The organism is Ensifer sp. Root1252, from assembly GCF_001425885.1.
Classification (GTDB): Bacteria; Pseudomonadota; Alphaproteobacteria; order Rhizobiales; family Rhizobiaceae; genus Ensifer; species Ensifer canadensis.
The window spans coordinates 86,353-109,765 of record NZ_LMDT01000007.1 but is presented as its reverse complement, the minus strand read 5'-3'; the positions used below and the strand labels follow the sequence as shown (position 1 = coordinate 109,765).

Annotated in this window: 35 protein-coding genes, 6 pseudogenes and 1 riboswitch; of the genes and pseudogenes, 23 read left to right on the top strand and 18 right to left on the bottom strand. The window is 57.4% G+C overall.

Going from position 1 to position 23,413, the window contains the following annotated elements; genetic code table 11:
* Window positions 1-84: 84 nt before the first annotated feature.
* Window positions 85-492 carry a hypothetical protein gene (locus ASD02_RS09805; RefSeq protein ID WP_057215224.1) on the bottom strand — a complete coding sequence of 136 codons (408 nt, stop codon included), beginning with the start codon at window positions 490-492 and terminating at the stop codon, window positions 85-87.
* A gap of 187 nt (window positions 493-679) precedes the next feature.
* On the opposite strand from ASD02_RS09805, the gene ASD02_RS09800 reads away from it, so the two are divergent.
* Window positions 680-913, top strand: a complete 234-nt coding sequence (locus ASD02_RS09800) for a DUF982 domain-containing protein (RefSeq protein ID WP_057215222.1) — start codon at window positions 680-682, stop codon at window positions 911-913.
* A 213-nt stretch (window positions 914-1,126) separates the two neighbouring features.
* Here the strand turns inward: ASD02_RS09800 and ASD02_RS39680 are convergent, their stop codons facing one another.
* The gene (locus tag ASD02_RS39680; protein ID WP_244494199.1) at window positions 1,127-1,453 is read right to left on the bottom strand and encodes a hypothetical protein; all 327 of its coding nucleotides are present in this window, start codon (window positions 1,451-1,453) and stop codon (window positions 1,127-1,129) included.
* A gap of 394 nt (window positions 1,454-1,847) precedes the next feature.
* Here ASD02_RS39680 and ASD02_RS09795 point away from each other — a divergent pair, with 394 nt between their 5' ends.
* A complete protein-coding gene (locus ASD02_RS09795) occupies window positions 1,848-2,096 on the top strand; it encodes a hypothetical protein (RefSeq protein ID WP_057220626.1) in 249 nt (82 codons plus the stop codon).
* A gap of 22 nt (window positions 2,097-2,118) precedes the next feature.
* On the opposite strand, the gene ASD02_RS38120 is transcribed toward ASD02_RS09795, so the two are convergent.
* Window positions 2,119-2,301: a hypothetical protein gene (locus ASD02_RS38120; protein ID WP_156407998.1), complete on the bottom strand. Its 183-nt coding sequence runs from the start codon at window positions 2,299-2,301 to the stop codon at window positions 2,119-2,121.
* Window positions 2,302-2,436: 135 nt separating this feature from the next.
* Here ASD02_RS38120 and ASD02_RS09785 point away from each other — a divergent pair, with 135 nt between their 5' ends.
* Genes ASD02_RS09785 through ASD02_RS40390 form a run of 3 tightly spaced genes read left to right on the top strand, consistent with a single transcriptional unit; the run spans window position 2,437 to window position 3,839 of the window.
* The gene (locus tag ASD02_RS09785; RefSeq protein WP_057215214.1) at window positions 2,437-3,195 is read left to right on the top strand and encodes an SOS response-associated peptidase; all 759 of its coding nucleotides are present in this window, start codon (window positions 2,437-2,439) and stop codon (window positions 3,193-3,195) included.
* A gap of 20 nt (window positions 3,196-3,215) precedes the next feature.
* Entirely contained in the window at window positions 3,216-3,695 is a 480-nt protein-coding gene (locus ASD02_RS09780) for a thermonuclease family protein (RefSeq protein WP_347376825.1), read from the top strand.
* An 18-nt stretch (window positions 3,696-3,713) separates the two neighbouring features.
* Complete coding sequence (locus ASD02_RS40390; RefSeq protein ID WP_277996351.1) at window positions 3,714-3,839, top strand: hypothetical protein; 126 nt, start codon at window positions 3,714-3,716, stop codon at window positions 3,837-3,839.
* A 27-nt stretch (window positions 3,840-3,866) separates the two neighbouring features.
* On the opposite strand, the pseudogene ASD02_RS39675 reads toward ASD02_RS40390, so the two are convergent.
* A pseudogene (locus ASD02_RS39675) lies at window positions 3,867-4,035 on the bottom strand (IS110 family transposase); the annotation flags it as partial.
* Between the two features lie 389 nt (window positions 4,036-4,424).
* Window positions 4,425-4,781 (bottom strand): hypothetical protein, encoded by a 357-nt coding sequence (locus ASD02_RS09775; protein ID WP_057220625.1) that lies wholly within the window; start codon window positions 4,779-4,781, stop codon window positions 4,425-4,427.
* 154 nt (window positions 4,782-4,935) lie between these two features.
* Here ASD02_RS09775 and ASD02_RS09770 point away from each other — a divergent pair, with 154 nt between their 5' ends.
* On the top strand, window positions 4,936-5,178 hold the full coding sequence (locus tag ASD02_RS09770) for a hypothetical protein (protein ID WP_057215207.1): 243 nt from the start codon (window positions 4,936-4,938) through the stop codon (window positions 5,176-5,178).
* A 755-nt stretch (window positions 5,179-5,933) separates the two neighbouring features.
* Here the strand turns inward: ASD02_RS09770 and ASD02_RS40385 are convergent.
* Entirely contained in the window at window positions 5,934-6,065 is a 132-nt protein-coding gene (locus ASD02_RS40385) for a hypothetical protein (protein WP_277996349.1), read from the bottom strand.
* A gap of 195 nt (window positions 6,066-6,260) precedes the next feature.
* On the opposite strand from ASD02_RS40385, the gene ASD02_RS09755 reads away from it, so the two are divergent.
* Window positions 6,261-6,494 (top strand): hypothetical protein, encoded by a 234-nt coding sequence (locus ASD02_RS09755; RefSeq protein ID WP_025428891.1) that lies wholly within the window; start codon window positions 6,261-6,263, stop codon window positions 6,492-6,494.
* A 417-nt stretch (window positions 6,495-6,911) separates the two neighbouring features.
* Window positions 6,912-7,037 carry a hypothetical protein gene (locus ASD02_RS40380; protein WP_272953752.1) on the top strand — a complete coding sequence of 42 codons (126 nt, stop codon included), beginning with the start codon at window positions 6,912-6,914 and terminating at the stop codon, window positions 7,035-7,037.
* Between the two features lie 727 nt (window positions 7,038-7,764).
* Here ASD02_RS40380 and ASD02_RS09750 read toward each other — a convergent pair.
* The gene (locus ASD02_RS09750; RefSeq protein ID WP_057215198.1) at window positions 7,765-8,259 is read right to left on the bottom strand and encodes a ferritin-like domain-containing protein; all 495 of its coding nucleotides are present in this window, start codon (window positions 8,257-8,259) and stop codon (window positions 7,765-7,767) included.
* A gap of 464 nt (window positions 8,260-8,723) precedes the next feature.
* Between ASD02_RS09750 and ASD02_RS38115 the strand changes: the two genes are divergently transcribed.
* Window positions 8,724-9,026 carry a hypothetical protein gene (locus ASD02_RS38115; protein ID WP_057220624.1) on the top strand — a complete coding sequence of 101 codons (303 nt, stop codon included), beginning with the start codon at window positions 8,724-8,726 and terminating at the stop codon, window positions 9,024-9,026.
* Window positions 9,027-9,191: 165 nt separating this feature from the next.
* On the opposite strand, the gene ASD02_RS09740 is transcribed toward ASD02_RS38115, so the two are convergent.
* Complete coding sequence (locus ASD02_RS09740; protein ID WP_057215192.1) at window positions 9,192-9,374, bottom strand: hypothetical protein; 183 nt, start codon at window positions 9,372-9,374, stop codon at window positions 9,192-9,194.
* Between the two features lie 63 nt (window positions 9,375-9,437).
* Here ASD02_RS09740 and ASD02_RS39175 point away from each other — a divergent pair, with 63 nt between their 5' ends.
* The gene (locus ASD02_RS39175; protein WP_164474905.1) at window positions 9,438-9,611 is read left to right on the top strand and encodes a hypothetical protein; all 174 of its coding nucleotides are present in this window, start codon (window positions 9,438-9,440) and stop codon (window positions 9,609-9,611) included.
* A 21-nt stretch (window positions 9,612-9,632) separates the two neighbouring features.
* Here the strand turns inward: ASD02_RS39175 and ASD02_RS09730 are convergent.
* Window positions 9,633-10,122 (bottom strand): annotated as a pseudogene (locus tag ASD02_RS09730) (C-5 cytosine-specific DNA methylase); the annotation flags it as partial.
* Between the two features lie 578 nt (window positions 10,123-10,700).
* Between ASD02_RS09730 and ASD02_RS09720 the strand changes: the two are divergent.
* The 3 genes from ASD02_RS09720 to ASD02_RS09715 all read left to right on the top strand — a co-directional run bounded on the left by ASD02_RS09720 (window position 10,701) and on the right by ASD02_RS09715 (window position 11,721).
* Window positions 10,701-10,970: a hypothetical protein gene (locus tag ASD02_RS09720; RefSeq protein WP_057215178.1), complete on the top strand. Its 270-nt coding sequence runs from the start codon at window positions 10,701-10,703 to the stop codon at window positions 10,968-10,970.
* A 55-nt stretch (window positions 10,971-11,025) separates the two neighbouring features.
* Entirely contained in the window at window positions 11,026-11,199 is a 174-nt protein-coding gene (locus ASD02_RS39170) for a hypothetical protein (protein ID WP_164474904.1), read from the top strand.
* Window positions 11,200-11,295: 96 nt separating this feature from the next.
* A complete protein-coding gene (locus ASD02_RS09715) occupies window positions 11,296-11,721 on the top strand; it encodes a hypothetical protein (RefSeq protein WP_057220620.1) in 426 nt (141 codons plus the stop codon).
* Window positions 11,722-11,848: 127 nt separating this feature from the next.
* Here ASD02_RS09715 and ASD02_RS38110 read toward each other — a convergent pair whose 3' ends face one another.
* Window positions 11,849-12,142 carry a hypothetical protein gene (locus tag ASD02_RS38110; RefSeq protein WP_156408391.1) on the bottom strand — a complete coding sequence of 98 codons (294 nt, stop codon included), beginning with the start codon at window positions 12,140-12,142 and terminating at the stop codon, window positions 11,849-11,851.
* Window positions 12,143-12,740: 598 nt separating this feature from the next.
* On the bottom strand, window positions 12,741-13,055 hold the full coding sequence (locus ASD02_RS36915; RefSeq protein ID WP_082555504.1) for a hypothetical protein: 315 nt from the start codon (window positions 13,053-13,055) through the stop codon (window positions 12,741-12,743).
* Window positions 13,056-13,999: 944 nt separating this feature from the next.
* Here ASD02_RS36915 and ASD02_RS09705 point away from each other — a divergent pair.
* A complete protein-coding gene (locus tag ASD02_RS09705) occupies window positions 14,000-14,269 on the top strand; it encodes a hypothetical protein (protein WP_057215166.1) in 270 nt (89 codons plus the stop codon).
* A gap of 123 nt (window positions 14,270-14,392) precedes the next feature.
* On the opposite strand, the pseudogene ASD02_RS09700 reads toward ASD02_RS09705, so the two are convergent.
* The 3 pseudogenes from ASD02_RS09700 to ASD02_RS40575 all read right to left on the bottom strand — a co-directional run.
* Window positions 14,393-15,648 (bottom strand): annotated as a pseudogene (locus ASD02_RS09700) (DUF1254 domain-containing protein); the annotation flags it as partial.
* A 48-nt stretch (window positions 15,649-15,696) separates the two neighbouring features.
* Window positions 15,697-15,949 (bottom strand): annotated as a pseudogene (locus tag ASD02_RS39670) (hypothetical protein).
* Window positions 15,950-15,994: 45 nt separating this feature from the next.
* Window positions 15,995-16,148 (bottom strand): annotated as a pseudogene (locus ASD02_RS40575) (glycoside hydrolase family 19 protein); the annotation flags it as partial.
* A 157-nt stretch (window positions 16,149-16,305) separates the two neighbouring features.
* On the opposite strand from ASD02_RS40575, the gene ASD02_RS09695 reads away from it, so the two are divergent.
* The 9 genes and pseudogenes from ASD02_RS09695 to ASD02_RS40570 form a co-directional block, all read left to right on the top strand.
* Window positions 16,306-16,557: a hypothetical protein gene (locus tag ASD02_RS09695; RefSeq protein WP_057220619.1), complete on the top strand. Its 252-nt coding sequence runs from the start codon at window positions 16,306-16,308 to the stop codon at window positions 16,555-16,557.
* Between the two features lie 130 nt (window positions 16,558-16,687).
* Window positions 16,688-16,945, top strand: coding sequence for a hypothetical protein (locus ASD02_RS09690; RefSeq protein WP_057215160.1), 258 nt, complete (start codon window positions 16,688-16,690; stop codon window positions 16,943-16,945).
* 183 nt (window positions 16,946-17,128) lie between these two features.
* Window positions 17,129-17,251: a hypothetical protein gene (locus ASD02_RS40375; protein ID WP_277996348.1), complete on the top strand. Its 123-nt coding sequence runs from the start codon at window positions 17,129-17,131 to the stop codon at window positions 17,249-17,251.
* Window positions 17,252-17,683: 432 nt separating this feature from the next.
* A riboswitch (TPP riboswitch) is annotated at window positions 17,684-17,800 on the top strand.
* A 232-nt stretch (window positions 17,801-18,032) separates the two neighbouring features.
* A complete protein-coding gene (gene thiO / locus ASD02_RS09685) occupies window positions 18,033-19,019 on the top strand; it encodes a glycine oxidase ThiO (RefSeq protein WP_244494198.1) in 987 nt (328 codons plus the stop codon).
* Entirely contained in the window at window positions 19,009-19,206 is a 198-nt protein-coding gene (gene thiS / locus ASD02_RS09680; protein WP_057215153.1) for a sulfur carrier protein ThiS, read from the top strand. Before thiO ends, thiS begins: the two co-directional genes overlap by 11 nt.
* A 2-nt stretch (window positions 19,207-19,208) precedes the next feature.
* On the top strand, window positions 19,209-19,982 hold the full coding sequence (locus tag ASD02_RS09675; RefSeq protein ID WP_057215150.1) for a thiazole synthase: 774 nt from the start codon (window positions 19,209-19,211) through the stop codon (window positions 19,980-19,982).
* Window positions 19,979-20,596 (top strand): thiamine phosphate synthase, encoded by a 618-nt coding sequence (locus tag ASD02_RS09670; RefSeq protein ID WP_057220617.1) that lies wholly within the window; start codon window positions 19,979-19,981, stop codon window positions 20,594-20,596. The genes ASD02_RS09675 and ASD02_RS09670 overlap by 4 nt, the downstream gene beginning before the upstream one ends.
* A gap of 250 nt (window positions 20,597-20,846) precedes the next feature.
* Window positions 20,847-21,116, top strand: coding sequence for a hypothetical protein (locus ASD02_RS09665; protein WP_025428909.1), 270 nt, complete (start codon window positions 20,847-20,849; stop codon window positions 21,114-21,116).
* Window positions 21,117-21,139: 23 nt separating this feature from the next.
* Window positions 21,140-21,274: pseudogene (locus ASD02_RS40570) on the top strand (hypothetical protein); the annotation flags it as partial.
* Window positions 21,275-21,345: 71 nt separating this feature from the next.
* On the opposite strand, the gene ASD02_RS40565 reads toward ASD02_RS40570, so the two are convergent.
* From ASD02_RS40565 to ASD02_RS09645, 4 genes are all read right to left on the bottom strand, one after another.
* Window positions 21,346-21,555 carry a hypothetical protein gene (locus ASD02_RS40565; RefSeq protein WP_347376826.1) on the bottom strand — a complete coding sequence of 70 codons (210 nt, stop codon included), beginning with the start codon at window positions 21,553-21,555 and terminating at the stop codon, window positions 21,346-21,348.
* Window positions 21,556-21,964: 409 nt separating this feature from the next.
* Entirely contained in the window at window positions 21,965-22,435 is a 471-nt protein-coding gene (trxC, locus tag ASD02_RS09655) for a thioredoxin TrxC (protein WP_057215144.1), read from the bottom strand.
* The gene (locus tag ASD02_RS09650; RefSeq protein WP_057220616.1) at window positions 22,432-22,902 is read right to left on the bottom strand and encodes an EF-hand domain-containing protein; all 471 of its coding nucleotides are present in this window, start codon (window positions 22,900-22,902) and stop codon (window positions 22,432-22,434) included. The genes trxC and ASD02_RS09650 overlap by 4 nt, the downstream gene beginning before the upstream one ends.
* 116 nt (window positions 22,903-23,018) lie before the next feature.
* Window positions 23,019-23,405, bottom strand: coding sequence for a DUF302 domain-containing protein (locus ASD02_RS09645; RefSeq protein WP_057215135.1), 387 nt, complete (start codon window positions 23,403-23,405; stop codon window positions 23,019-23,021).
* Window positions 23,406-23,413: the final 8 nt, after the last annotated feature.

Genomic DNA, 23,413 nt, shown 5'->3' with positions numbered 1-23,413 from the left:
TGCCTACGGAGGATTGCATGAGCGACACCACGTTTGGATTTCTGTTGGCGGCCGAGTTGTCGGCCTTACTCTGGGCCGCACTTTTCATGGTGATATTCTCGGTCTCTTGATGAGCCGCTCGGGTTCATCGCTCCTGACTTGACTTTGCGGCGGCTGCGGCCGCAAGACGGTGAAGCCCGCAAGCACCTCCGTCAGGTTGGTGACCTGCGATTTGCCCGCGTGCCCCGAATCTTGAGGCAGCGATTGCACATCCTTACCGCCGGCTTCGGCGGTGTTCTTGATCAGCCGCTCTACGCCAGAGGGCGACAAGCGATCGCGGCAATGTTGGGCGGCGATGTATCGACCGTCCGGCAGCTTTCCGAGCTTGGTACCGGCCGTCCAGTCCGGATCGTTGCTCTCAGTCTTTGGCGTTGCACCCCAGTCCCAGCCGCGCATCCAGCGCGCGCCGGCGGGAATTGCATCGACGACCTCGCACCATCCGCGGCGGAACAAGAGGCCAGCCGCCGGCCGGATCTTCCAGTTGCCACCGAGCAGACGCTCGCGCTCAACCGTCGGCAGCGCCAGGGCGGATCGGCCGGAAACAGCCTCATGCTGCCACCCAAAATTTTGGCAGGATCGCGCTCTTGGAACAGATCTCCCTAATATACGTTTATGGGAAGCCTGCCCAACGGAGGACGCCATGATCACCATCTGGGATGAAAACGTTGAGTTGAAAATAGATGATCGTTTTCACGTCATCAGGAGCGCCCGAGAGGCGGTCGCATTCCTGATGAAATCCTGGCCCGAGACGAAGAGCGCGAATTACGCAACAGCTCGGAAGGCCTGCCTGGATGCGGCCAAGGGAATAGTCCCTAGCGCGGAAGCCAGGGCCGCGTTCGAAGCTGCCGCGAAAGAAGCCGGCATCCTGCGATAAAATTGATGTCGCCCTGCCGATCGGGTGCAGTCGGACAGCGTTGTGCTCCACGCCGGAGCCCAGGCCCTCTCCCACAAGTCCGCTTGGCGGTATTTACGCCGAGCTGCGGCCTTCCTTGCTGCACTTGTAGCTCTGTAGCCGTGAGATGGTTCATGCCCTGGAAACTGCCAAAGGCGTGTCGTTGATCTCTCAACGCGTGGTGACACCTCAGGGCTAACGCCGTGCTTTTCGCCATCCAGCGGCCCGCGCTTCGGCCTCACTGCAGAACCACCGTTCTCCGTAACGCGAATTGATCACGGTCTTTGAATAAAACGTCTGACCTGGCACGTGATAGATCCGCTCGCCGGTATTGATACTGACATTGCCTTTGATAGTGCAACCAGGATCGACCGTCGAAAGGAGCTTCGATGGGTCTGAAATCCACTCCTCGATCGAAGTCACGCCTGCGATGCCTGTGGCGCCTACAAGGACAAGCAGGGCTGGCGCATCTCGTAGCAGTGATCTCCGTCGCTGTGGAACACTGCAATGCTGATGGCGCATGTCTCCCCCGTGCCATCAAATTCCTAAAGTTAGAGTTGTATAATATATTAGCCATCGATCAAAAAGCAACCGCCCTAAGTTAGGACATTGACTCTTGCGATCACGAGAACATATTAGGAACATCGAGGCGGGAAGGAAGCAGCATGAGTGACGAAATCGGCGCCACCAAGAGAGCGGAAAGCGGCCTGGTCGAGCACCTTGCGAGCATCCTGACTGCACGAAGTGGCGCGCGTTCGGCTATGCCCACGGCAGTGTAGCGCCCAATCGGTATTACTTCGAACACCGGATCGAATAGCCACCGGCCAAGAAGTTCTAATTTCACCGGCGATGCGGCCGCCAACCTAAAACCTACAAGACAAACGCTCCGGGAAGGCACCCCGGACAAGGAGAAACCATGTCCGCCGCTCACCAAACCACCCAGACCGACGATGTCGATCAGACGCCTGACGAACTCGCCTCGGCCCTTGCATGGCATAATGGCGACGCCGAGGCCACCATCCGGACCTTGCTCGCCGACTGCAGACATTTACGCGAACAACTCGCGCTCGCCGAAATTTCGATGAGCTTGGGTTTTACGCGGGGATGGCGCCCGTGCCGCCAGCCGGCTGCCGCAGTTGTAGAGGGCGCTAGCGCTTCAGGCTGACCCCATGCCGGAACAGAATGGCCTAACCCGTCGCCAGCGCATGCATACCCTGACAAAGGCCGAGGAAACCGGCCAGATTGTCAAGATCGACTGCATGTATTGCCGCATCACGCATCGCTATCGCTGTCGTGACCTCCTGCAGCTTTGCGGTGACGTCCCGATCGACGAAATTGCTCACCACTTCCGGTGTGAGAAATGCAATCACAAGGATTATCTGCGGGCAGTTTTCGAGTTGCCATGGGCCGCTGACACTGGGAAGCTCCGCATCAGGAAGCTGGTCAGGATCATGACGGTTCGCAAGCCAGTGTGGAAAGACGACGTTTTCTGAGGGGCAAGAACGATGTGCAATCTCTACAACTTGACCACGAACCAGCAGGCGATCCGCGATTTCGTTTCGATCACGCATGACCTAGTCGGCAACCTCGAGCCGTCTGTTGACATCTACCCCGATCGCTTCGCGCCGATCATTCGCAACAACGAGGATCGTCGCGAACTGGCGATGGTGCGCTGGGGTATGCCGTCCTCAAGCCAGGCGCTTTTCGAGGGCGCCAAGAAGCGCGCCGACAAGCTCCGCGCCAAGGGGAAAGAGGTCGACTTCGAGGAACTGGTGAAGATGGAGCCCGATGGCGGGACCACCAACGTTCGTAACACATCCAGCAAGCACTGGAAGCGTTGGCTGGGAGTCGAAAACCGCTGCGTCGTCCCCGTAACCCGCTTTGCCGAACCGGACCCGGCAAGCAAGGTCGAGGGCGGCCGCACTCCAAACGCGTGGTTCGCAAGCACTGCGGACGATCCCTTGATGTTCTTCGCCGGCATTTGGGTGAAGGATTGGACCAGCGTTCGTAAGATCAAGGAAGGGCTCGTCACGCTGGACCTGTACGCCTTCCTGACGACGGAACCGAATGGTGTCGTTGCGCCAATCCATCAAAAGGCGATGCCGGTGCTTCTGACGACGAAGAACGAGGTCGCGACATGGCTTGCGGCTCCGTGGGAAGAAGCGCGCGCCCTTCAGCGCCCCTTGCCCGACGAAATGCTGAAGATCGTACAGGTGGCAGACATGCAAGCGCCCGCCAACACGCAGGAGGCACTACTATTCTGAAGAAATGGATTGTCGGCTTTTTGGCCGCTTTGGTGTGCTGCCATCCAACCGTCGCCGCGGAACTGCTTATCGGGCGCGCATCAGTGATCGATGGAGACACAATCGAGATCGCCGGTAAGCGTGTCAGGCTGCACGGCGTCGATGCGCCTGAAAGCTGGCAAAAGTGCGAGGACGGCGATGGCGCCACGTACCGGTGTGGCAAGGCCGCAGCGGCTGCACTCGATCAATTTCTCGCAGCCTCTCGGCCAACCCGCTGCGAGTTCGTGGAGCATGATCGATACAACCGCCTCGTAAGCGTGTGCTTTCGCGCCGACGGGCGTGACGCCAACCGCTGGCTTGTCCAGAGCGGTAATGCTGTAGATTGGGAGCGGTATAGCAAAGGCGCCTACGCAATTGCGCAGAAAGAGGCGCAGGCTCGAGGTGTCGGCATCTGGCGCGGCAAGTTCCTGTTGCCGTGTGAGGCCCGCGCCGTGCGGTCAAAGCATGAGCGAAACTGTTGATATACCTGAGATGCGCGCATGTCCCGCACCACCGCCTTCATCGCCGAACTCGTTTGGGCCGCGAACCAGTCGCAGCATCTCACTACATTTGAGAAGCGGCGCATGCTGGAACGCGCGGTCGCGACGATACGCGACATGCGCTAGCAAGCCGGCATACCGAGCCAGCTCTGTACCGCAGGCTTCCATGCCAACAAGACATGGTGGAAGGCTTTTGAAGAAGGCCAACACCTCGGCCCGGCGAAGCGTGCGATTGGATAACGGTTCACCATCCGCGTCAGCCCCAGTGAACCTGAAAGACATTCTTGGCAATGTCTGGTCCGATAGTTGCGACATTCTCCATGACCGGTCCTGAACCGCTAGCAGAACGACCCCTTTCTAGCACCAACCTGGCAACAAGTCCTCGACGAACCCTACCGGAAGGGAAGTACCGAGAGCCGCGAAGAGGAGAAGATCAATGACCACTTTCGTTCTGTTGGTTTCGAACGATTGAAGACGTCGCCCTAAAGGAACCCATCCTAGCATGCATGCGGTCGGCGGAGAGCACAACCTAGGACTTAAGTCCGGTCCGCGCAGACAAAGGTCCTAGTTGCATTGCCGAATCTAGATGGTCCTGCCATTGCTGGTTGAGCGCCAACCGCACCATTGGCGCTAGTGATCCCAGAGCGACGCCCCAGCCCCAAGCAAAGCAGCGCTCTGGGATCCCCACTCCTCGTTGCGACACCAACGCGTTTATTCGAGGGCCGAGACGCGGCTGTCGAGCGACTGGCGTTTGCTCTCGACATCGTCGACATCACTCCTGACGCTACTGATCTCACTGGTCAGCTTGAGGATTTCCATCTCGCGGTCCTGAAGGGCGCTCTCTGTCTCGCGCAGCTTCCGCTCAAGGTCGTCGATTTTGGTGTTGAAGGAGTTGATTATGTTGGCGTGCTGATAATCGCGTCGTTCTGTTCGTTGTGCAGGCACACGAGATACTCCAGCCGATTGTTGAACTTGCTGTCGAAAGGCGTATCCAAAGCCCTCACCGCAGAACGCCTGAGCGTGTGCTGCAGAGCCGAGCAGGACGAGCGTGGCAATAGTCTGGCGCATAATTGATCCCTCATTCGATTCCCCTACAGGCATGAAGCCACGGAAGCGCAAGGCCCGCCGCGTTGATGCGTCGGTTCATCTTTGCTTTATCTTTTTCTTTTTTAGTACTATCTGAAATACCCACACAAATGAAGGTGACTGGGAGAAACCTGCCATGGACAGCGAGCGTTTCGGCAGAGCGTTGTTACAGATGAAGTTTCCAGCCCATCGCGAACAAATAGCCGACCACTCCTGGCCGGCATTTGCGTTGCTATGCGAAGCTTACGGTATGGCCGTCGCGATGCGCGATGAACTTCGCCGTTGCACCGCGGCAGAACCAAGCCTGCTATTAGAATTCGAAACCGTCTGCGTTGAACTTGAAACGGATGCCGTCCAGCTCCTCAGCTGCGGCCGATAACCAGAGATGCTTCACAACAGCATGAAACCGTTGGAACGGGCACATGGGCTATGATTGGGATGGCGCGCGCTGGCGCCTGATGAAAGTGGCGAGATATGGAGCCGCAGTGGCGTTGGCGGGTCTACTGGTCGCGGTCGCGACACAGATTATTCCGAGGGCGCTCTGAGACGCAAACGGCCCCTTCTGATGATCGGCCATGCCTTTCAACAAAGAGAAAGGGGAAGTCGTGCGAGCGAACATAGTCAACCGTTCTCCTGGCCAATGACCGACCTACAAATAGGAGAAGGGGGCCGTCTGAGCGTTCGAATTCACAGACGCTGGCATTTTATGCGTCTCTGCAGGCAAACCCGACCTTTCAATGCCTCGGATTTATGCGCCAGAATTGTGCGAGCACTGGATCGTGATCCAAGTGCTCCTGCCAAGCGGCCTCCGGGACCTGACCGGATCGGTAAGCCTCAACGAGCAAACGCTGATCGTCGGTTAGGTCTGGCTCGTCTTCGACAGGAAGCCAATGGAACAATTCAAAGACTGCCTCGCCGATATCTCTCATGTGGATAGACATTTGACACCTCGATTCACCATCTGGTGGTAAACGCGCGGTGACCTGCGATGTTTCAAAGCTTCGGTCCTTAGGGGTCCCTTCTCCAAGGTGTCAGCTAGGCCAAACAAACGCCGGGCAGCTCAGCAATAATTTCTGCGACGCTCGGCTGCTCGCGCTCGCCAGCCTATATCTTCGCCATAAGCCCCAATGATGCTTATGCCGTCTTCGTCGAGAAGGACGTTCCTGACGTCGTCGCGTGACCAGACCGGGCGGGTACGGCTGTGACATCGTCACTGTAGAACGCGGTCGGAAGGCCGATCAGGTCATGTGTCGCAAACTTCGTCATGTCTTAGCCTCCGATGCCAATCCGGTTGATGATGTTACCGGCGCCGCCGACGGGCCCGCCGGCAGTGGAACGGGTACGAACGTCGAAGCCGTCAAGACCGACGCTGGCAAGCTGCCGGGCTGCTCCAGGTCGACGTCTGGAAATCGCTGGGTGAACGGTTAGAGTGCAGATCTGCACAACAGTTCGGAGTTTCCAATGACTGATTCAAAGCCGGCGATTTTAGACCAGGTCCTGGCCGATTTGATCAGTGACGAAATTGCAAACCGTCATGCAAACGAACTTCGCGCCGTGCTCTCAACTGGTAACGAGATCACTATGCACGGGAAGTTCACGATCGGTCGGGATTTCATCATTTACAGAACTGCGAAGGATGCCAACGGCAGATGGGCGATGACACCCTTTTCCCACATCGTGCAGTTGATTATTTAACGCGCTCGCAAGCAAGAACGTGGTACACTTCGCACGTTGCCATGCGGCGACAGGACCCTTCAAACCCGCCCGTACCGCACGGACCGCGGCGCCTCGATTAAGGCGCTTGCGCGTCTCCTTGCCAGAAATGTTCGACCTGACACGGCGACCAATGCTGAACCTGAATTCACAGCGCTCCAACTTTGGAGGAAAGCGCCATGTCAAATCGTCTTGTGCTATCTCTGTTCGTCGTCTCGATGAGCATTCTGCTGGTCTGGGCATTTAGACCTGCAACGACAATGTTCACAGGGTCGTCGCAGACAAATCAGTCTAGTACGCAAACTCAGTGACGCAAATGAAGGCGATAACACTGCCGCAGCGGCTGCAGGTGGTACCGTCGTGCCACGAATTTCTCACATTCTGAGCCTGAAATGAGTGATGAACAAATCCGGCATCATCTTCATCGTGCTGCTGTGCATCCTCATTGGGATCGTGCTTAGCCTCATGGCGTTCAAGGAGGATTTCGGATCAGAGACAGCCCCGACACCACCAATCACCCGTTGAACTGGAAAGGTGGCGCGGTGGTCGCGCCTTAAAGCTTCTCGAAACTGGTAAGGCTATGCCTCGAAAATCTGATGGTTCGCCCAGACACTTCGAGAGATTTCTTCCTCGGTCGCCCATTCGGCTTCGGAATCGTTGAGTAGGGTTAGAAACCCGCTCTTGCCCTCGATTTCTTCTGGCGATCGATAACCCTGCTCTCACTCCTCGCAGTGTCCGTAGACATCTGCGGTTTCGCTCTCGCGAAAGAGAAAGAGCCGGCCGTTACGAGAGCTCGGGCAGTTGCCTGCTTGAAATTGCATCATGGTGCCTCGTGCTTCCGCTACTCACGTTACCGGGGCGGAAAAAGGCGACCGAAGCCGCTGCTCTCATTGGTGCCCCACCAGTTTGTTGACCGTCTGGTGGGGGCCAGAGCTATGGTCGCTCCGACTTTTAGTCTATTGGCGACTAAGCGGCTATCTGGTTGTGAAGGCCCGGGAATTGAACCCGGCTCTTCGCACGCGGCTTACCATTTGCCCTGCCTGCTGAATTTGTTACCGGATTCATACGCCTCTCCGGCAGGAGGCAAAGGTCGCCACTTCCAATCGCGCTGGAACTGAAGGCGACAACACTATCGCATAGACTGCGGTCATTGGGTGGTGGCGCTTGCACGGTCGGGGTCTATCTGCATTTTCCAGCAGCACTACCCGGCAATCTGAATTGGAAAAGGGCGGTCAATGCCGCCCTTGTTTTGCTATGCCGCCTTTGAGCGCGCCGAGGTCTTGTTAATCGACGTGACGGCCAAGTTGGTGAGCTTGTTGTTGGTCGCCTTCTCCTGGTCGAGGATCTCGCTGAGAAGCGTGTGCGCCTCATCATGGCCGAGGTCTTTGGCCCATTCACGAAGCGAACCATAGCGGGCGATCTCGTAGTGCTCAACGGCTTGGCAAGCGGCCAGAAGACCAGCGTCCAGCGCGGTCCCTTCAGCCTCTTTCATCAAACCGTCGGCCTCCTTGATCAGGCCGTCGATGGCGTCGCATTTTTCGCCAGATGCCGTCTTGCCGATTGACTTGAAGACCTGCTCCAACTTCTTGATCTGCTCTTTCGTTTCCGAAAGATGCTCCTCGGTCGCTTTCTTGAGTTCCGCGTTATTCGCGGCCTTTGCGACCTTTGGAAGCGCCCTAGTGATGGCATTCTCAGCGAAATACACATCCTGCAGCGTGTGTTCGAAAATATCAGCCAGCGATTTCATCAATTCTCTCCTTGGCAAATGAATGCAGGGGAGAAAGCATCCTGCGGCGGAATCGTTCCAGTCGTATGTCTAAAATACCGGACACGCAGACGACGGGCCGCAAGGGGTCCGCAGGAATATCAAGGAAACTAAAGAGCTCGTCTATATGCAACAAAAAAGGCCGGGGCGAAACCGCACCGACCTTCCTCATCATCGCTTACCAACCAGTGCCAGTACATCCGTGGTCAAAAGTCTAAAGCGATGAAGGCATTTGCGAGCGGCGAAACTTTCAGCGCTCATAACCAATGCCTACAACCGGTATATAAGGGGCCAATGTGTTCCAAACAAGTTCGTAACCATTTCGAGGTGTCGCGAGCCGTTGAACCGTGGAAATACGACACCTGCCGTATGTCACTGGTTCGTCGCTAGTCCTAGGCCAAGACTCCCGCATCCTTGACGGGAGGTTGGAACCTAGGAGACTACCAATGAAGTTCGCTATCGCCGGAGTGGCGTCGCTCGCGTTTGCGGGTTCTGCCTTTGCCGCCGTGCCATCGATGTCTGTCGAAAAGAAAGCCGGCGCGAAAGCAACCTACCAGATCGAACTGGCAGGTGGCCCCAGTAGAAGTCGCGGCTCTATCTCCGAGGGCAACTCGAGTGGCCAGAATAGAAGCGGGAACAGCGTCGACCTCGGCCGCCCTTACCTTGAGGATATCCATGATATCGATCGCGAGAGGGCGACCGTCGGCGGCTTTGACGATGCCAGCGACACCAGGCGTCGCCTCGAGTAAAGCGACCAGCACCCTTGCAACGGGTCAGCGAATACTCGGCGAAAAGGCGGGCGTCACCGTTCCCCTTGCCGCAGGGCGGGTTGGTGATGACGGCGTCCGAAATCGCCCAAGACCCATGAGGTTTCAGGAAGTCGAAAATCTCGTCATTCTGGCGATCGTACGTGGCTATGTTAGACGTCTTGACCCACCCGGCTTGCTCTGCCAGAACATCGGCCATGAGGTGGTTTCCTGCTGCCGGAAAACGTCGAGACTATCCACAGGGAAACGCTCGAGAAGCTCGGTGCCCCATGGTTCCGTCTGGTAGAGATCGTTCGCGAGCCGGGCGTAGTTGGATGCAATTACCGTCATGCTTCGTCTCCCTTGCGGAACAAAAACGGCGCGGGATCAGTTGGCCTCCGAAAGGAGTCCACCATGAGCACGATACCTACTGAACCGATCCCGAAGCCCCCTCCAGAACTGCCGCCAGGCCTGCCGCCGGACCTGCCTCAGCCACCGATCGAGGAACCCGAGCCTGACGTCCTTCCCGACGAGATTCCCAACCCGAATCCGGATGAAAATGACAAGCCGCCAAAGCACCTGAAATAGCTTCGTCGGCGTAGGTGATTTTCACTCGGCGCCCCTCTGCACTGCCAGGTACCCGCAATTCGCGGAGACCAGCGCGCACGCGACCGGGGGCGACACGGAGTTGCCGACGCAGTTCACCTGCACGAATTTGGAAAACAAGCGCCAGACCGGCCCCAAGCCATCTTCCTGATAGTCATGGGCACCGGCGAGGACGCAATCCGGTGGGAAGCCCTGTGCGTTGTAGAGTTCCCGCGGCGTCACCATCCGCATGGCGATATCGACGATGACGAAGGTTGCGCCCGAGGCCTCGACCGTGACGAACTCGCGATCGTCCCGAAAGCCCGTGTGCCCGCATGAAATTGGCGACCTCGCGAGCCCGCTCAGCCTACCCTGGCGTGAACGGCGGTGCAGTGACGGTCGCCTCGACATGACCTTCTCGGTCCTTCGTGGTGATGGTTCGCATCGGTTCCGTTTCCGACTGGCAGCCACCCGTGCCGTAGTAGGCCTTCATGTACGGCGTCACCGTCTGGGCGTCGTCGAGCTTCGTGATGTTTACCTGGTGGCCGTCTTCCTGCTTGCTCAAGCAAATTGGGTCAACGGGTCCGATGATGACATGTGGCGCGACGTGCTGAGGCCTATCGGTGCGGCTGGACTGGCAGGCGCGTTAAGATCGAAGGCGAATCGTTAAATTAGCCAAGCCTTGCAGAAAGAAATGACCGCCCTAACATCTTCTGCAGGAGGATACGCCATGCCGAAAATCGCCGCGCCTAAACATCCGAAATCTCACCCCGAACGTGACCTGCAATGCCAGGAGGCGATCACTGATGAATTCCAGTTCCTGATCGAAAGGATCGAGGCAGCAGGATGGTCGCCCGAAGAGGCCTCATCAGCGTTGATCGAGCTGGCCGAAAACCACTATCTCTCGATCAATGCTGAGGCAGAAATGTTTGAGCTTGGCGCNAGGATGGTCGCCCGAAGAGGCCTCATCAGCGTTGATCGAGCTGGCCGAAAACCACTATCTCTCGATCAATGCTGAGGCAGAAATGTTTGAGCTTGGCGCCGGCGTCGTGCTGATAGCCCCAAAGCCGCATTGATTGGATGGAGGCTAAAATGCCCGGCACCACATGGCGAAAAGGCGACATGCCGGAGGATGGATCCGTAATCTTTGTCCGCGTCGTGCGCCCCTATCGGTTCAAAATCTACAAATCGAATAGCGAGGAATTTCGACACGGCAAGAAGGGTCGATGGCAGCAAATGAATGAGTTTGGCGGTTGGGACAATTGCGAGCCACCTACCGGCTTCGAATGGTCGATTGAGCTCCGCGATTCAGCGCTTCCCTTTTTGAGTTATGCGGAAAGCCTCCCCAAATCTGGTCGTTGACTCTCTGCCCCAATGAGAACATCTGTAGAACATATTTACTCAAAAGGCATTGAGCATGAGCGACGAAGTTGGCGCTACCAAGAGAACGGAAAGCGGCCTGGTCGAGCACCTTTGCGAGCATCCCGGCTGCACGAATTGGGGCGCGTTCGGCTATGCCTACGGACAGGCGGCGCCAAACTGGTATTGCTTCGAACACAAGATCGAATGGCCACCGGCCAAGCGATCCTGACCCACGGCGCTAAGCGGGCGCCAAATCTCAGACATGCGGCACAACTCGCCCCGATCCTCGATCGGGCACTGAATATTGATATCTGGGGTTCAGCAAGTGACCGACCACGCCAAACTATCCTCATTCATCGCCATCCATCTGGCGGTGATAGACCAATCGACCAAACGCCGCTTCGTAGGAACAGGCGTTTCGCGCCGTCGCGAACAAGACAGCGCCCGCTCAATCGCTGAGGAACTCGTCAGGCATATCGGCATCAACCACCGTATCGAGCGCGCCGGGACTGCGGTCGACGATGCCGCAGTTGTTGCGCTCGTAGCGGCCGAGCTTTGGAAGCTGCCTGAGGCAGTGGCGAAAGACCTCGTCGCAATTGACGCCAACAGGAAAGAGGTCGCCCGTACAGCCATCGTCAATGCGCTGGTCGAAGCATTGACCCGGAGCTACGAATTCACGTTCCTTCAGCCCGAGTATCGGGGGATGGGGCCGTCGATCTACAAGGCGCCCAATGTTGGCCCGCGTCGATAGCGCCTGAAAGGCTTGTCTAGGGGAAGGAACAATCCTCTTAGAGACGCGTTTTTTCCGGACATGCCACGTGACAGCAGGCAGTCGCCCCGCGGCGCTGTCCCAATCTCTGGGCCCCTTCCCCTGGGGCCTATTTTTTGAGCTCAAACACGTCGGCATTATCGGCCAGCTTGCGCAGCCGTTTGAACGACGTATGACGGAGCTTCCCGTCGCTGCTCCATGACCGGTCCACCTTTAATCGTTTGCAGAACGACACCTTTCTAGCGGCATGGTGGCAACACCTTCCCGACGAGGTGTGCCAGCCTGGTTTTATCGAGAGCCGCGTAAAGGAGAAATCAGGGCTGCCCTGCTCGATGCGGCAAATATGATCCGGACGTTGCGGATTATCCTGAATGGAAGGAATGAAGCTTCCATGTTTGAACAAGAGTCCCCTCCGCCTGAGCTAGTTCGAAAAGGCTAAGGGCAAATCGCTCCCTTTTGAAGTAGATTTAGCATCTTCTAAAATTGGAGAGGATCCCGCAATGCCGAACTATATCGCATGCGCCCTAGCTATCCTCACATACTTTTCGTGTTCCACTGTTCAGACGACCTTCCAGGTCCCAGGACACCCATTTCGCTCGACTGAGAATTGTGTTCGCGAGGCGCCAATTGGCAAGTTCGACCGCAAATGCGACATTCCACTTACCGGCTGGCGGGGCGCCGAAGGTCTCTGGCTGCCGAATGTCCAGAGCGGCCTCTAGGTCGCTAGAGGTCCCAGGGCGCACGCCCCTGCCCCGAGCAAAGCAGCGCTCTGGGATCACCTTGATCGGCACGGCCTGGTGCGATGGTTCGGCACAACTCAGTCGATCGTGGCACTCGGTCGACGCGTGCGTTGTAAACAGTGCAGCAACAACAACGGTAACGTGATCCGGGTGCGAAAACACCGACGGTGATTGTCGACCGCAGCCATGGAACATTGTTGTCGCACCCGAGTTATAAGAGCACCCCAACGTATCAGCTCCAAGGCCCCTCTTCCCCGGGGCCTATTTTTTGAGCTCGAAGACATCAACGTCATCGGCCAGCTCGCGCAGCCCTTTGAACGATGGATGCCGTAACTTCTCGTCGCTGGTGATCTCGGTATAGGTGATCTCGGCGACAAATGCCGGCTCACAGAAAACCGCGTTCTTGCGCTTGAGTGCGACCGGCGGCGCCTTCGCCGGCATGGCTGCCAGTTGCTTGCGCAGGTCGCGGGCCATCTTGTCGGTAAGATCTGTGCCGGCGCCGCCGACATAGACCAGCTCGTCGCCTCGTCTCGCCGCGCAAGCAACCGCGAAATCGCACCGGCCACCTTCGTCGATGGCTCAAATCCAACGACGACAAAGCCATCGCTTTGATTACACTTCAGCTTGACCCAATCGCCGTTGTGAAGCAGGCTCCTTGGTCGAGAACCGTGGTCGGGTACTTTAACCATGACCATAAGGCACACACGCCGAACAGAGTCACGATACATTAGCAATCGGAACAATGCCCTGCCGCACGCGTTTTTAAGTGCATAAGCGTTGGTGTATTGTGGAGGCAACCCAACGTGGGCTCCGGACGGTCTGGCTACCCCCTCTACCCCAAAGACCGTCTGGATCTCCTTCCACGATTCCCAATGTAATCCCCCCAGCAACGGCGCATACTCTATGCGGGGCAAACGTCGGCCCTGTTCTCCCCTGGGCCGGCTGGGATTAGGGCTATGGGTAAAGCGGTTGGATCTCGCACAGAGATTATAACGCCTGACGACTTCAAGCAGATCGAATGTGTCTTCCGGGAAATGATCCAGGAAAGGCACCTCGCCTTTGCGATGATGCAGTTACGCTCGCGGCGCACCTGATCAGCCTTTTTCAAAGCGGCATCCACGACCACGATGCGCTCAAGCAAATGGCTGGTAATTTGTGAGGGTGGCTGCCTGACCCAGCGAGACAGCTGGAAAAGAGCGGCCTTCTTTTGTAGCTTGGGGCTCTGTGACGGGAAGGCCGTCAACAATATCAGCAATAACTAAATATAGAACCAAATCCGATGATTGGCGAGAACAATTCGCATTTAAGGAAAGGAGCAGCTAGGGAGTCGTCTCGTTTCCGCTTTCGTTCCTGCGGCGCCTTTTATCAGGGCCGCTTCTCTGTGAGCTCTGAGCCGGAGGCCCCACTACCAGCAGCAGTTCGACGCACGCAATCTCAACTTTTGCTCACTTGGAGCCAATTAAAGATTTCGCTATCTTTCTCTCTTCGGTGAAGGCGGTAGCTTAAGAAGGGAGGTCTAAATGGCTATTCACTTTGACCAGTCAGGTTTTGAACTCGCACCCGAACAGCTCGATACACTTCAAAGGATATTCGATCGCATTTGCTTCGAAACGAGGATCCCGCGCCAAGACATCCGCGCTGGCCGCCTCGCAAAATTCCTGATGGATGAATTTAGGTTCGGCAATACGGATGAGTTGGCATTGACCGAATGCGGTCGCTGGTTCTGTAGGCGGACGAGCCCAACACGTCGAGATCAGAGCGAACAGCAACCGACCAGGATGCTGCACTAAGCGATGTGAATGATCAACACCGCAGAGTGACGCGCTGCCCCACTCTCGGCCCCCGACTGGGATCACACTACGATACTCTGGTCAGCGTGGCCGCGAAACGGCCACGCCGTATGCTTATGCTTGTTAATTCGTCTTCGTTGCAGGCGGTAGGACCCACGATCCGTCGAGGATTGACGGATTTCCTTCTTTTGGCCAATACAACCGCATCATCAGAATGAACTTACCCTTCGGGGCAGGTAGCCAGTTCGACTCTTTGTCTGCGCCTGGAGACTCATGCTGGATGTAGATATCGGTCGATCCGTCAGCATTGGCTTTGAGGTCCTGGCGTGGGCTGATTGAATAGCGGTTCAGCGGGTTATCAACGAAGAAGTATCCCGAGTCATACATCGTAATCGACCAGAACCCGTTTACCGGTGGCAGCTGTCCCTCGGCAAAGTTGATCACATAGCTTTCCGAGCCATTATAGTCGCGAGCAATCAGACCATGGCCGGACTTCGTACTCGTCGGATAAATCGCATCCTGTGGGCGATTGGCACCAAGCCCGATGGCGGTGATCAGGGCGCGCTGCACATAGTCCGTACCGTAGAGACCCGTTTTCGTCGTGTATGCCACCCGTTGACGTCGTTGACATCGCCACCACTATCCTCGAAGTGCAACATAATCCGCGCGAACGCGATCTGTGGAAGTCGCTTCTGAAGGACGACGTCGAGTTTGCTCTCGTCGAAATCCTTACCGGGAACGATCCCGATGGTGGCCAACCGCTCCAAAAGTGGGGCATCGGCCGCAGCGGGTGGATTAGTCTTCAGCAGGTCGCAGAATAGTTTGAAGTAGGCGACAGCATCCAACGCATTGACCTGCTCACGAACGGCGGTCTTCATGTCGACAGTCGGGTCGGGGTTGCCGGCAGGTGGGGTGTAGTTGGTTCCGTAGCCACTCAGGGGAACGAGCTTCACGTCATCCTGAAGCTTGTGGACTTCGGCATAGTCCTCAGGCGTTCCGGTGCAATAGATACGTCCGAGGAGCCACACCATGCTTGTCGGTGATTTGTACTCGGTCATCCCTTCAGGCAGGGTCCCGGTCCACCCAGGTCCGGTGATCGCATATGTCTGCGCGCCCTTTCCTGTTGTTCTCTTTCCGGGCACTTCAAAGACGTTGGTCCAGCCGTCAAGCATTGGGAAAAGCGCGTAGCGATCGCCCAGATCTGGAAGACTCAAGACATAGGGTTCCTTGGCGATATCGAAGAAACTATAGGTGTAGAGAGTATCTGCGTTGGGAGCCGTCACGTCGCGGAAAGACGCATCCGGATAGGCGCGCAGTCGACCAATCTGGCCCATCGGCGCCTTGGTACCTTTGGGTTCGGCCACGTTTGTGATCACTTGTCAAGCGAAGTGAAGATTTGACCCCTCCTATTGCCTCACCGAGGAATGTTACCGAGCACTGCCGACAGCCACTTCCAAAACGTGGTAGCAGCAGCGCCAGCTGAACCGGCCATGAATACCATTCGTCCAGATGCCGCCGGCACAAGAGCCGGCCACAGTCCGGTCTATCTTCCGCTGATCTGCCGGCGTCGCCCGTCGCGCCGACCAGATCAGTCCCGACGACCCGACGCAGGCCGTCCACAATTGCTGGCGCCGAAATCCCACAGGCCGTCAGGACAAGTGTCGTAGTCAGAGCGAGCATCGCCCGCCGCCGTTGATACTTCGTGATCGTCTCGACGTCGGCCTATCGGTTGAGGTCGCGCATCTGCCAATAAAATATAGGCACCAGTCCTTCCCATGGATCGCGGTTGACTGCATCCGGATCGGCGACGAAGTCGGGGCAGAAGACCTTCCTTGCGGTAACATTCACGAAATCGGCGATAGTTGTCCTTACTGGTCAGAACAAATTTGCTGCACAGATATGGCGCTCATTGGGACTTTCCTTTTTACTAGTGAGTTGGACAATTACCGACCGGGCGTTGCATCGTGAACCACTCAAAACGGGGAACTCAAATGGATGCGGAACGGCGACCTACCGAGGAGAAATGGTCGAACTGCATGAGCACGTTTATTGCCGTGGCGCTCATCGCCTCGGGCGCGCCCGCTCAGGCGGACACGGCGGTGTGCTTGGGAAATCTGTGTACCGTCACTTCCAGGGACGGCACCAACCATGAAAGGTCTCTGAGCGACATCAATGAAGAAGCGAGAAAAGAATCGCTTGAGAACATTCGAGACGTTGATTGCAGTGTTGCAGACGATGCCTCCAAATGCCTGAAAGCAAAACTTACGCTGCAGCGCCTGTTCTACTAAACGCCATACTCCTTGAGGCCTTCTCACTGTTAGACGAGCGCGAGGCCCCCGCATTAATGCGTCGGTTCATGTTGCTACTTTCTGTTTTGTCGGAGAAAATCTCTCCGAGCCGGCAGGCTGGGAGCGTGCAATGGACTTTGAAAAGATCGGGCGGGGCCGCATGATGATGCGGCTGCCAAGGCACCGGAGACAGATCTCCGATGCCAACTTCCTCGCGATGACCCATTTGCTTGAGGCTTACGGCGAGGCAGCAATGAAGCGCGACAAGCTACGCGAACAACTGACGCCCGAGCACACGATGCTCGAGGAGTATGAAACGCTCTGTCAGACCCTTGAGGACGACATCATCAAGGTACTCGCCAGCGTTAGCCCGCGTATCGTGCGCTGACACCCAGTTCATTATGGCAGTAAATTCTTAGAGGCGAAAAGGTGCCTCTGTGCGCCAACCAGAAATTAACGGGCAGAACGCACGCTCTCGTTCGTTGCCGTCGCCCTCCTGTACCCCGCCGGTAACTCGGAACCGTAATCCAGCCCCCATGGATTGCGGTTCTTTCGCGTGACGGAGCATCTGATGAGCTATGATTGGGATGGCGCGCGCTGGCGCCGTATGAAGGTGGCGAGATTTGGAACCGCCGTGGCGTTGGCGGGTCTACTGGTCGGAGTCGCAACGCAGGTCGTGACCAGGGCGCTCTAGGCGGTTGGCTGCTCTAACGCCGAACTCGAATAACCCAATCGGCGAGCAGCTGCGACGGATTGATCGGCAGTACAGGCGGAATGACGATTGGTCCGGGCGCGATGTCGCCATCGGCGTAAGCATTCCAGCACCAGTCGCCGACTCAATATGACGTTCCGACTTGAAATTGCGGCGGTGGACACGAATGAAATCATCGCCAACGGTGAACCGGACTTCAGCAATGCCTGGCGTTCACAAGTCATTTTCCGCGTAGGCCGCTAAATTGACCTTTCCGGCGAATGAACCGTCGCGATGATCGTTGCAGGCGAAATGAATCGTGGCGTGCTTCTTCACGCTTCACCTCCCTCCTCACGGCGCGATACGCATTAAGATATGCTCTATGGCATGTGGATGACGTTTTTGCCCCGTTGGGAATGAACTAACAACGCTTGACAAAGCACGGCAGGGGCTGAGATATTGCTGGGCGGATCGGCTCTTTCGACCGCAGCGCAATGACCCGTTGAACCTGATCCAGTTCATGCTGGCGTAGGGACGGTGGGAACCACGGCATTTGCGACAGCTCCTTTGCTATCGCGTGGACGTGTCTCTATCTTTCCAGCTCCAAGATCTGGGTCTCCAAACGTCAAGGTTGGAGCCAGCCAATGGTTTTTTCAGATGTCGTACACGAGCCAAACCGCGGGCATAGACGGCAACACCTACGCCCGCTAGCAGAGCGGCGCATGGGTGAATGGCCCTACAGCGCCAACCAAGTATCTGCTCGAGCGGCTGCCGAATGAATCCGGTGATCATTAAAGGAGCGGGTGTCGTCGGTCTTGTCACTGCCTACGAGCTGGCACGACGCGGCATTGAGGTCGACGTCGTCGAACAATCAGAACGGATTGGCGCCGGGGCATCCTGGTTTGCCGGAGGCATGCTGGCACCCTGGTGTGAGCGCGAATGTGCCGACGAGAAGGTCGAACGCGTCGGCGCGACAGCTATTGAGTGGTGGCAGACGGCGCTGCCCGACAAAGTCGCGCAAGAGGGGACACTCGTCGTCGCCGCCGCACGTGACACACGCGAACTCGATCGCTTCGCGACACGAACCACAGGGTACAGGTGGCTTGATGCAGATCAGATAGCCAAATTGGAACCGGATCTCGCCGGCCGTTTCTCTCGTGCACTCTACTTTCCGAGGGAAGCGCATCTCGATCCGAGAGAGGCGCTGTCTTCGCTCCGTGACACATTAGAGGCCATGGGCGTGCGTTTTCACTTCGGCCAGATGACGGATGCGACCGTCGATCGCCGTGTCGATTGGCGCATCGATTGCACCGGCAGTGCCAGGCTCCCGGATGACGCGGCACTGCGGGGCGTGCGTGGTGAGATGCTCTATCTGCGCACCGGCGACATTCAGCTGTCGCGTCCAGTGCGCTTCCTGCATCCACGACACCCCATCTATGTCGTTCCACGCCGCCAGGGCGTCTTCATGGTCGGGGCAACAATGATAGAGAGCGAATTGTCCGGTCCCATCACTGCACGGTCGCTGATGGAGCTCTTAAACGCAGCCTACGCCCTGCACCCGGCCTTCGGCGAAGCGCAGATCACCGAAACCGGAACTGGCATTCGCCCCGCCTACCCCAACAATCTGCCGAGGATCACCAGAAGCGGTTCGATCTATTCCGTGAACGGGATGTATCGACACGGTTTCCTGCTCTCGCCTGCCCTTGCGCACGACGTTGCCGAACTTCTGCTCAACCCGGACCACAGATCGGAGTTCTATGATGAACCTTAACATTAATGGCGACGAGCACGAGATCGCCTGCTCGACGCTCGCCGAACTGATGGCAGCACTTGACTATGAAGGAAGCTGGCTGGCGACCGCTGTCAACGGCGAACTCGTTCACGCGGCCGACCGCGATCGATGGCGCTTACGCGACCATGATCGCATCGAAATTCTCTCGCCGATGAAAGGTGGCTGACCATGCTGCAAGTCTACGACACGGAAATTACCTCTCGACTGCTCCTGGGCACAGCGGGCTATCCATCTCCAGCCGTGCTTTCGGACGCCGTGCGGGCCTCAGGGACACAAATCATCACGGTCTCCTTGAGGAGAGAGACGGCCGGCGGCAAAGCGGGAGGTGCGTTTTTCGAACTGATCCGCGAGCTTGGGACGAAAATACTGCCGAACACCGCCGGCTGCCACACCGCCAAGGAGGCGGTGCTCACTGCCAAGATGGCGCGCGAGGTTTTTAAGACGAACTGGATCAAGCTCGAAGTGATCGGCAATCACGACACATTGCAGCCGGATGTGTTCGCGCTGGTCGAAGCCGCACGGATCCTTTCGAACGAAGGCTTCGAGGTCTTTCCCTATACGACCGACGATCTAGTCGTTGCCGAGCGCCTGCTGGAGGCTGACTGCCGCGTGTTGATGCCCTGGTGTGCTCCGATCGGCAGTGCCATGGGGCCGCAAAACCTGTCCGCCTTGAGGTCGATGCGCGCACACTTCCCGGACGTGCCTCTGATTGTCGATGCGGGCATCGGCCGCCCTTCGCATGCAACGACGGTGATGGAGCTCGGTTTCGATGCCGTGCTCCTGAATACGGCGGTGGCCGGTGCCGGAAATCCGGCCGTGATGGCATCGGGCTTTGCCAAGGCGATCGCGGCCGGGCGGCTGGCTTTTGAAGCCGGCATGCTCGAACCGAGAGACATGGCAGTCCCCTCCACCCCGTTGATCGGAAAGGCGGTCTTCTCATGAAGCTCGATCCCTTTTACCTCATTGTCGACAGCGCGCATTGGGTCGAGCGCCTCGTTCCAATAGGAGTCAGGCTGGTCCAGCTTCGCATCAAGGAAAGACCCGATAGCGAGGTTCGTAGCGATATCCGCATCGCCAGAACCATATGCGACAGACACGGTTGCCAACTTGTCGTCAACGACCATTGGCGCGTGGCGATCGACGAAGGCTGCGATTTCGTTCATCTCGGTCAGGAAGATCTGGCGCAAGCTGACGTGGCCGCGATCCGTGGGGCCGGACTGAAGCTGGGAATCAGCACACATGACGAGGCCGAACTCGATATGGCGCTCTCCGTCGCGCCCGACTATGTCGCGTTGGGACCGGTCTATCCGACTGTTCTCAAGAAGATGAAGTGGGCGCCGCAGGGGCTTGCCCGCCTCACCACATGGAGGAAGAAAATCGGATCGACCCCGCTGGTTGCGATCGGTGGACTGAACATTGAACGCATTGATGGCGTCCTCACCCATGGCGCGGATTGTGCCGCGGTCGTGACCGACATTACACGTAGCCAGGATCCCGAGGGCCGAACAGGACAATGGATCGCTGCAACCTCACGATGGCGCACTGCGCCAGCTTGACGAGATCTTCGTTTCCCGGTCCACGCCCACGCCGAGTACCGTCCCCGGATGAGCCTCGCCCTCAGACAAGCCGCAACATCGGAAAATCGGCCGAATACAGATGCCTCGAAGAATTTCTCGAGGCTGAACATCAGTTTGTCAGAATTATCGCAGTCATTCGCTAACGTGTGACGGCGTCCTCACCGGCGATCCTTTTTTCGCAAGCATCGTCGAGGTATATAAAAACCTGAAGGTTCTGTGGTCGAGGAAGATGTCCATTGTTGCAGTAAAGGTTTTGTCGACTGTCAACGCCCCTTATGGGACGAAGCTTTCGGCTGAGCAATTGGCATCCAAGATTTCCGATCCTGCCAGCGCAGTCAATTTCGATGCGTCGGCGTTCTCTTTTTTTTCCGAGGTAGACGAGAACCTTCAGATCTCGTTCCTTGGCGAAATGCACGTTGATCCGGCGATCGCTTCCGACTTAGCACGGAAGTTCTCGGCACTTGCCGGTTACCCGCTACCTTTGGCGCGGGCGGCATAATTGGTCGAACACCCAGCCAGCAGATGGGGGACCTGTTTGACCACGCTGGCTGCATTATCGATCAGGCAAGCTCCCAACTCACATTGATCGACAATTGGACTTTTGGAGGCGGTACCGCCCTGATGCTCCAGATCGATCATCGCGAGAGCTTTGATGTCGACATCTTCATCGATGATCCGCAGCTTCTGCCATACCTGAACCCAGAGACACAAGGCTACGCGCTCGATATCTACCCTGACGGCTGTGGGTCCGGTGGATCAAGAGCGTTGGAGATCATCTTCGAACAAGCTGGCGAGATCGACTTTATCTGCGCGCCCAACAACGCCATCACCACTGGCCCGAGCAAAAACTCCCCTCGCCGCGCCTTTGCGGTCAGATAGCACAGATCACCGCCGGCCGAGTTGATGAGACCTGCACTTTCAAAAATGTAGGTCCTCATTGCGGCGGCGTTTTCCAGCCCCATCGTCTCACAAGCATCCTTTTAGGGCGGACAAGTCCAAAGGTCTCTTCCGATGCAGGCTCGCGCGGAGCTGATGACCTTGACGGCCGGGCATCGCCGTGAAACTGGCTCCGTGCGCGCGATGTGCCCATGCTGGCCATGCCGCACGATCAGAAGAGGATGAGCGTACCAGGCGGCGGCCGCCAAAGCGGCCAAAGCCCGTTCGCGCGCGGCTTGACCGGCTAAAAGGGTCGCCGAAAGAGGTTCAGCGCAAGCGCCGGCCGCAGGCCGGGAACCGGGAACGACTACCCCCGGCAAGCCGCTCCACTTTGTCGAGGCCTTCATCCTTCGCGACCGGACGACGCCGCCCCGGCGGAACCGATGACCCAGCGATACCCATGGTGTCGCTTTACTGTACTCCACGGAGATGAGTGCGTGTCCAGTCGACGATCTGGCCCGCGCTCATTGCTCCGGACACCCGGGCAAGCTCACGGCCCCCGGAGAACAGGATCAAGGTTGGGATCCCCCGGATGCCAAGCGTTGACGCAATCTCCTGATTGGCTTCCGAATTGAGCTTCACAAGACGTATTTCGGGCTCGAGGATTCTGGCGGCCTCCTGATATGCAGGGGCCATCATCCGGCAGGGGCCGCACCATGGAGCCCAGAGATCAATCAGGACGGGGATGTCACTCCGACTGGTTTGTCTGCGAAACATCTCTGCGTCAGCGTCAATCGGATGGCCGTTGAAGAGTGCCCGGCGACAGGTCCCACACTTGGCTGTGACGGCGGTGCGGCCCGCGGCCAGCCGGTTTACAGCCGCGCAGTTAGGACATCGACGTGTTTTACCATTGTCAACCAACGTGCCTTGTCGATGGATCATCCCCGCCGTTGGGCGCGAAATTCCCACGGTGTAACCCGCCCGTCCTTGTCCGTATCAGCCGCTTCGAAGCGAGCCTTACCGGCCGTCAAGAACTCGGCCTTGCTGACCTTTCCACTCTTATCCGTGTCGATTTTGGTGAAACTGGCCTTCTTTCGTTCCTGCATGGCCTTTTGCCGCGCTTCATTGAAGCCTTGGCCTGGGCCCATGCGCACACTCATATATTCATCTTCTGTTAGTTCGCCGTCATCGTCACCGTCCATCGCGGCGAAGATCGTTTCGACCTGGTCGGCGGCTTCATCGTCACTGATGACGCCGTCATCGTTCGTGTCGATCGTTCCTATTCGCTCCATCATCATCCCTGGGCCGTAGCCATGCCACCGCCCCCATCTCGCACCATAGTCGTCAGCCAATGCTTGTCCCGAGAAAAAGCCAAGCGCGATCAATGCGATGCCAGAAACCTTGAACATTATGAGTGCTCCTTTTGAAGACAAAAGAAGGCTAGCTTATCGTACGGCGTCGGACATTGAGCGAGGTCAACAGACGGGGCAATGAATTGCGGTTCGCCCCTACGGCGCGCCCGCGCTCAGAGGCCGTCGATGACCTTCTCCAGCATCGATCGCACCTGCTTTGCCGTCACCAGTAGCTCGGGATTGTCGATCGCCTGCATAGAGGCGACGGGATCGATCGCCGCAACTTCGGTCTTGCCTGGCCCAGCATCCTGCACGATGACATTGCAAGGCAGCATCGTCCCGACCTTGTCCTCGATCTTCAAGGCCTCATACGCCATGTGCGGATTGCAGGCGCCGAGAATCCTATAGGATCGGAAGTCTGCGTTGATCTTCTTTTTCAGCGTCTCCTTCACGTCGATTTCCGTGATGATGCCGAAGCCGGAATTCTTCAGTGCTTCGGTCGTTCTCTGCACGGCCTCATCGAAGCCACAGGTAAGCGTCTTGGCGAAATAGTAGCTCATCGGCATCT

Bases quoted from the DNA above. Each gene is read 5' to 3' on its own strand.
- ASD02_RS09800 (WP_057215222.1), top strand. From the start codon at position 680: ATGATCACCATCTGGGATGAAAACGTTGAGTTGAAAATAGATGATCGT.
- ASD02_RS39680 (WP_244494199.1), bottom strand. From the start codon at position 1,453: ATGCGCCATCAGCATTGCAGTGTTCCACAGCGACGGAGATCACTGCTA.
- ASD02_RS09795 (WP_057220626.1), top strand. From the start codon at position 1,848: ATGTCCGCCGCTCACCAAACCACCCAGACCGACGATGTCGATCAGACG.
- ASD02_RS09785 (WP_057215214.1), top strand. From the start codon at position 2,437: ATGTGCAATCTCTACAACTTGACCACGAACCAGCAGGCGATCCGCGAT.
- ASD02_RS40390 (WP_277996351.1), top strand. From the start codon at position 3,714: ATGTCCCGCACCACCGCCTTCATCGCCGAACTCGTTTGGGCCGCGAAC.
- ASD02_RS09775 (WP_057220625.1), bottom strand. From the start codon at position 4,781: ATGCGCCAGACTATTGCCACGCTCGTCCTGCTCGGCTCTGCAGCACAC.
- ASD02_RS09770 (WP_057215207.1), top strand. From the start codon at position 4,936: ATGGACAGCGAGCGTTTCGGCAGAGCGTTGTTACAGATGAAGTTTCCA.
- ASD02_RS40385 (WP_277996349.1), bottom strand. From the start codon at position 6,065: ATGACGAAGTTTGCGACACATGACCTGATCGGCCTTCCGACCGCGTTC.
- ASD02_RS09755 (WP_025428891.1), top strand. From the start codon at position 6,261: ATGACTGATTCAAAGCCGGCGATTTTAGACCAGGTCCTGGCCGATTTG.
- ASD02_RS40380 (WP_272953752.1), top strand. From the start codon at position 6,912: ATGAACAAATCCGGCATCATCTTCATCGTGCTGCTGTGCATCCTCATT.
- ASD02_RS09750 (WP_057215198.1), bottom strand. From the start codon at position 8,259: ATGAAATCGCTGGCTGATATTTTCGAACACACGCTGCAGGATGTGTAT.
- ASD02_RS38115 (WP_057220624.1), top strand. From the start codon at position 8,724: ATGAAGTTCGCTATCGCCGGAGTGGCGTCGCTCGCGTTTGCGGGTTCT.
- ASD02_RS09740 (WP_057215192.1), bottom strand. From the start codon at position 9,374: ATGACGGTAATTGCATCCAACTACGCCCGGCTCGCGAACGATCTCTAC.
- ASD02_RS39175 (WP_164474905.1), top strand. From the start codon at position 9,438: ATGAGCACGATACCTACTGAACCGATCCCGAAGCCCCCTCCAGAACTG.
- ASD02_RS09720 (WP_057215178.1), top strand. From the start codon at position 10,701: ATGCCCGGCACCACATGGCGAAAAGGCGACATGCCGGAGGATGGATCC.
- ASD02_RS39170 (WP_164474904.1), top strand. From the start codon at position 11,026: ATGAGCGACGAAGTTGGCGCTACCAAGAGAACGGAAAGCGGCCTGGTC.
- ASD02_RS09705 (WP_057215166.1), top strand. From the start codon at position 14,000: ATGGCTATTCACTTTGACCAGTCAGGTTTTGAACTCGCACCCGAACAG.
- ASD02_RS09695 (WP_057220619.1), top strand. From the start codon at position 16,306: ATGAGCACGTTTATTGCCGTGGCGCTCATCGCCTCGGGCGCGCCCGCT.
- ASD02_RS09690 (WP_057215160.1), top strand. From the start codon at position 16,688: ATGGACTTTGAAAAGATCGGGCGGGGCCGCATGATGATGCGGCTGCCA.
- ASD02_RS40375 (WP_277996348.1), top strand. From the start codon at position 17,129: ATGAGCTATGATTGGGATGGCGCGCGCTGGCGCCGTATGAAGGTGGCG.
- thiS (WP_057215153.1), top strand. From the start codon at position 19,009: ATGAACCTTAACATTAATGGCGACGAGCACGAGATCGCCTGCTCGACG.
- ASD02_RS09675 (WP_057215150.1), top strand. From the start codon at position 19,209: ATGCTGCAAGTCTACGACACGGAAATTACCTCTCGACTGCTCCTGGGC.
- ASD02_RS09670 (WP_057220617.1), top strand. From the start codon at position 19,979: ATGAAGCTCGATCCCTTTTACCTCATTGTCGACAGCGCGCATTGGGTC.
- ASD02_RS09665 (WP_025428909.1), top strand. From the start codon at position 20,847: ATGTCCATTGTTGCAGTAAAGGTTTTGTCGACTGTCAACGCCCCTTAT.
- ASD02_RS40565 (WP_347376826.1), bottom strand. From the start codon at position 21,555: ATGAGGACCTACATTTTTGAAAGTGCAGGTCTCATCAACTCGGCCGGC.
- trxC (WP_057215144.1), bottom strand. From the start codon at position 22,435: ATGATCCATCGACAAGGCACGTTGGTTGACAATGGTAAAACACGTCGA.
- ASD02_RS09650 (WP_057220616.1), bottom strand. From the start codon at position 22,902: ATGTTCAAGGTTTCTGGCATCGCATTGATCGCGCTTGGCTTTTTCTCG.
- ASD02_RS09645 (WP_057215135.1), bottom strand. From the start codon at position 23,405: ATGAGCTACTATTTCGCCAAGACGCTTACCTGTGGCTTCGATGAGGCC.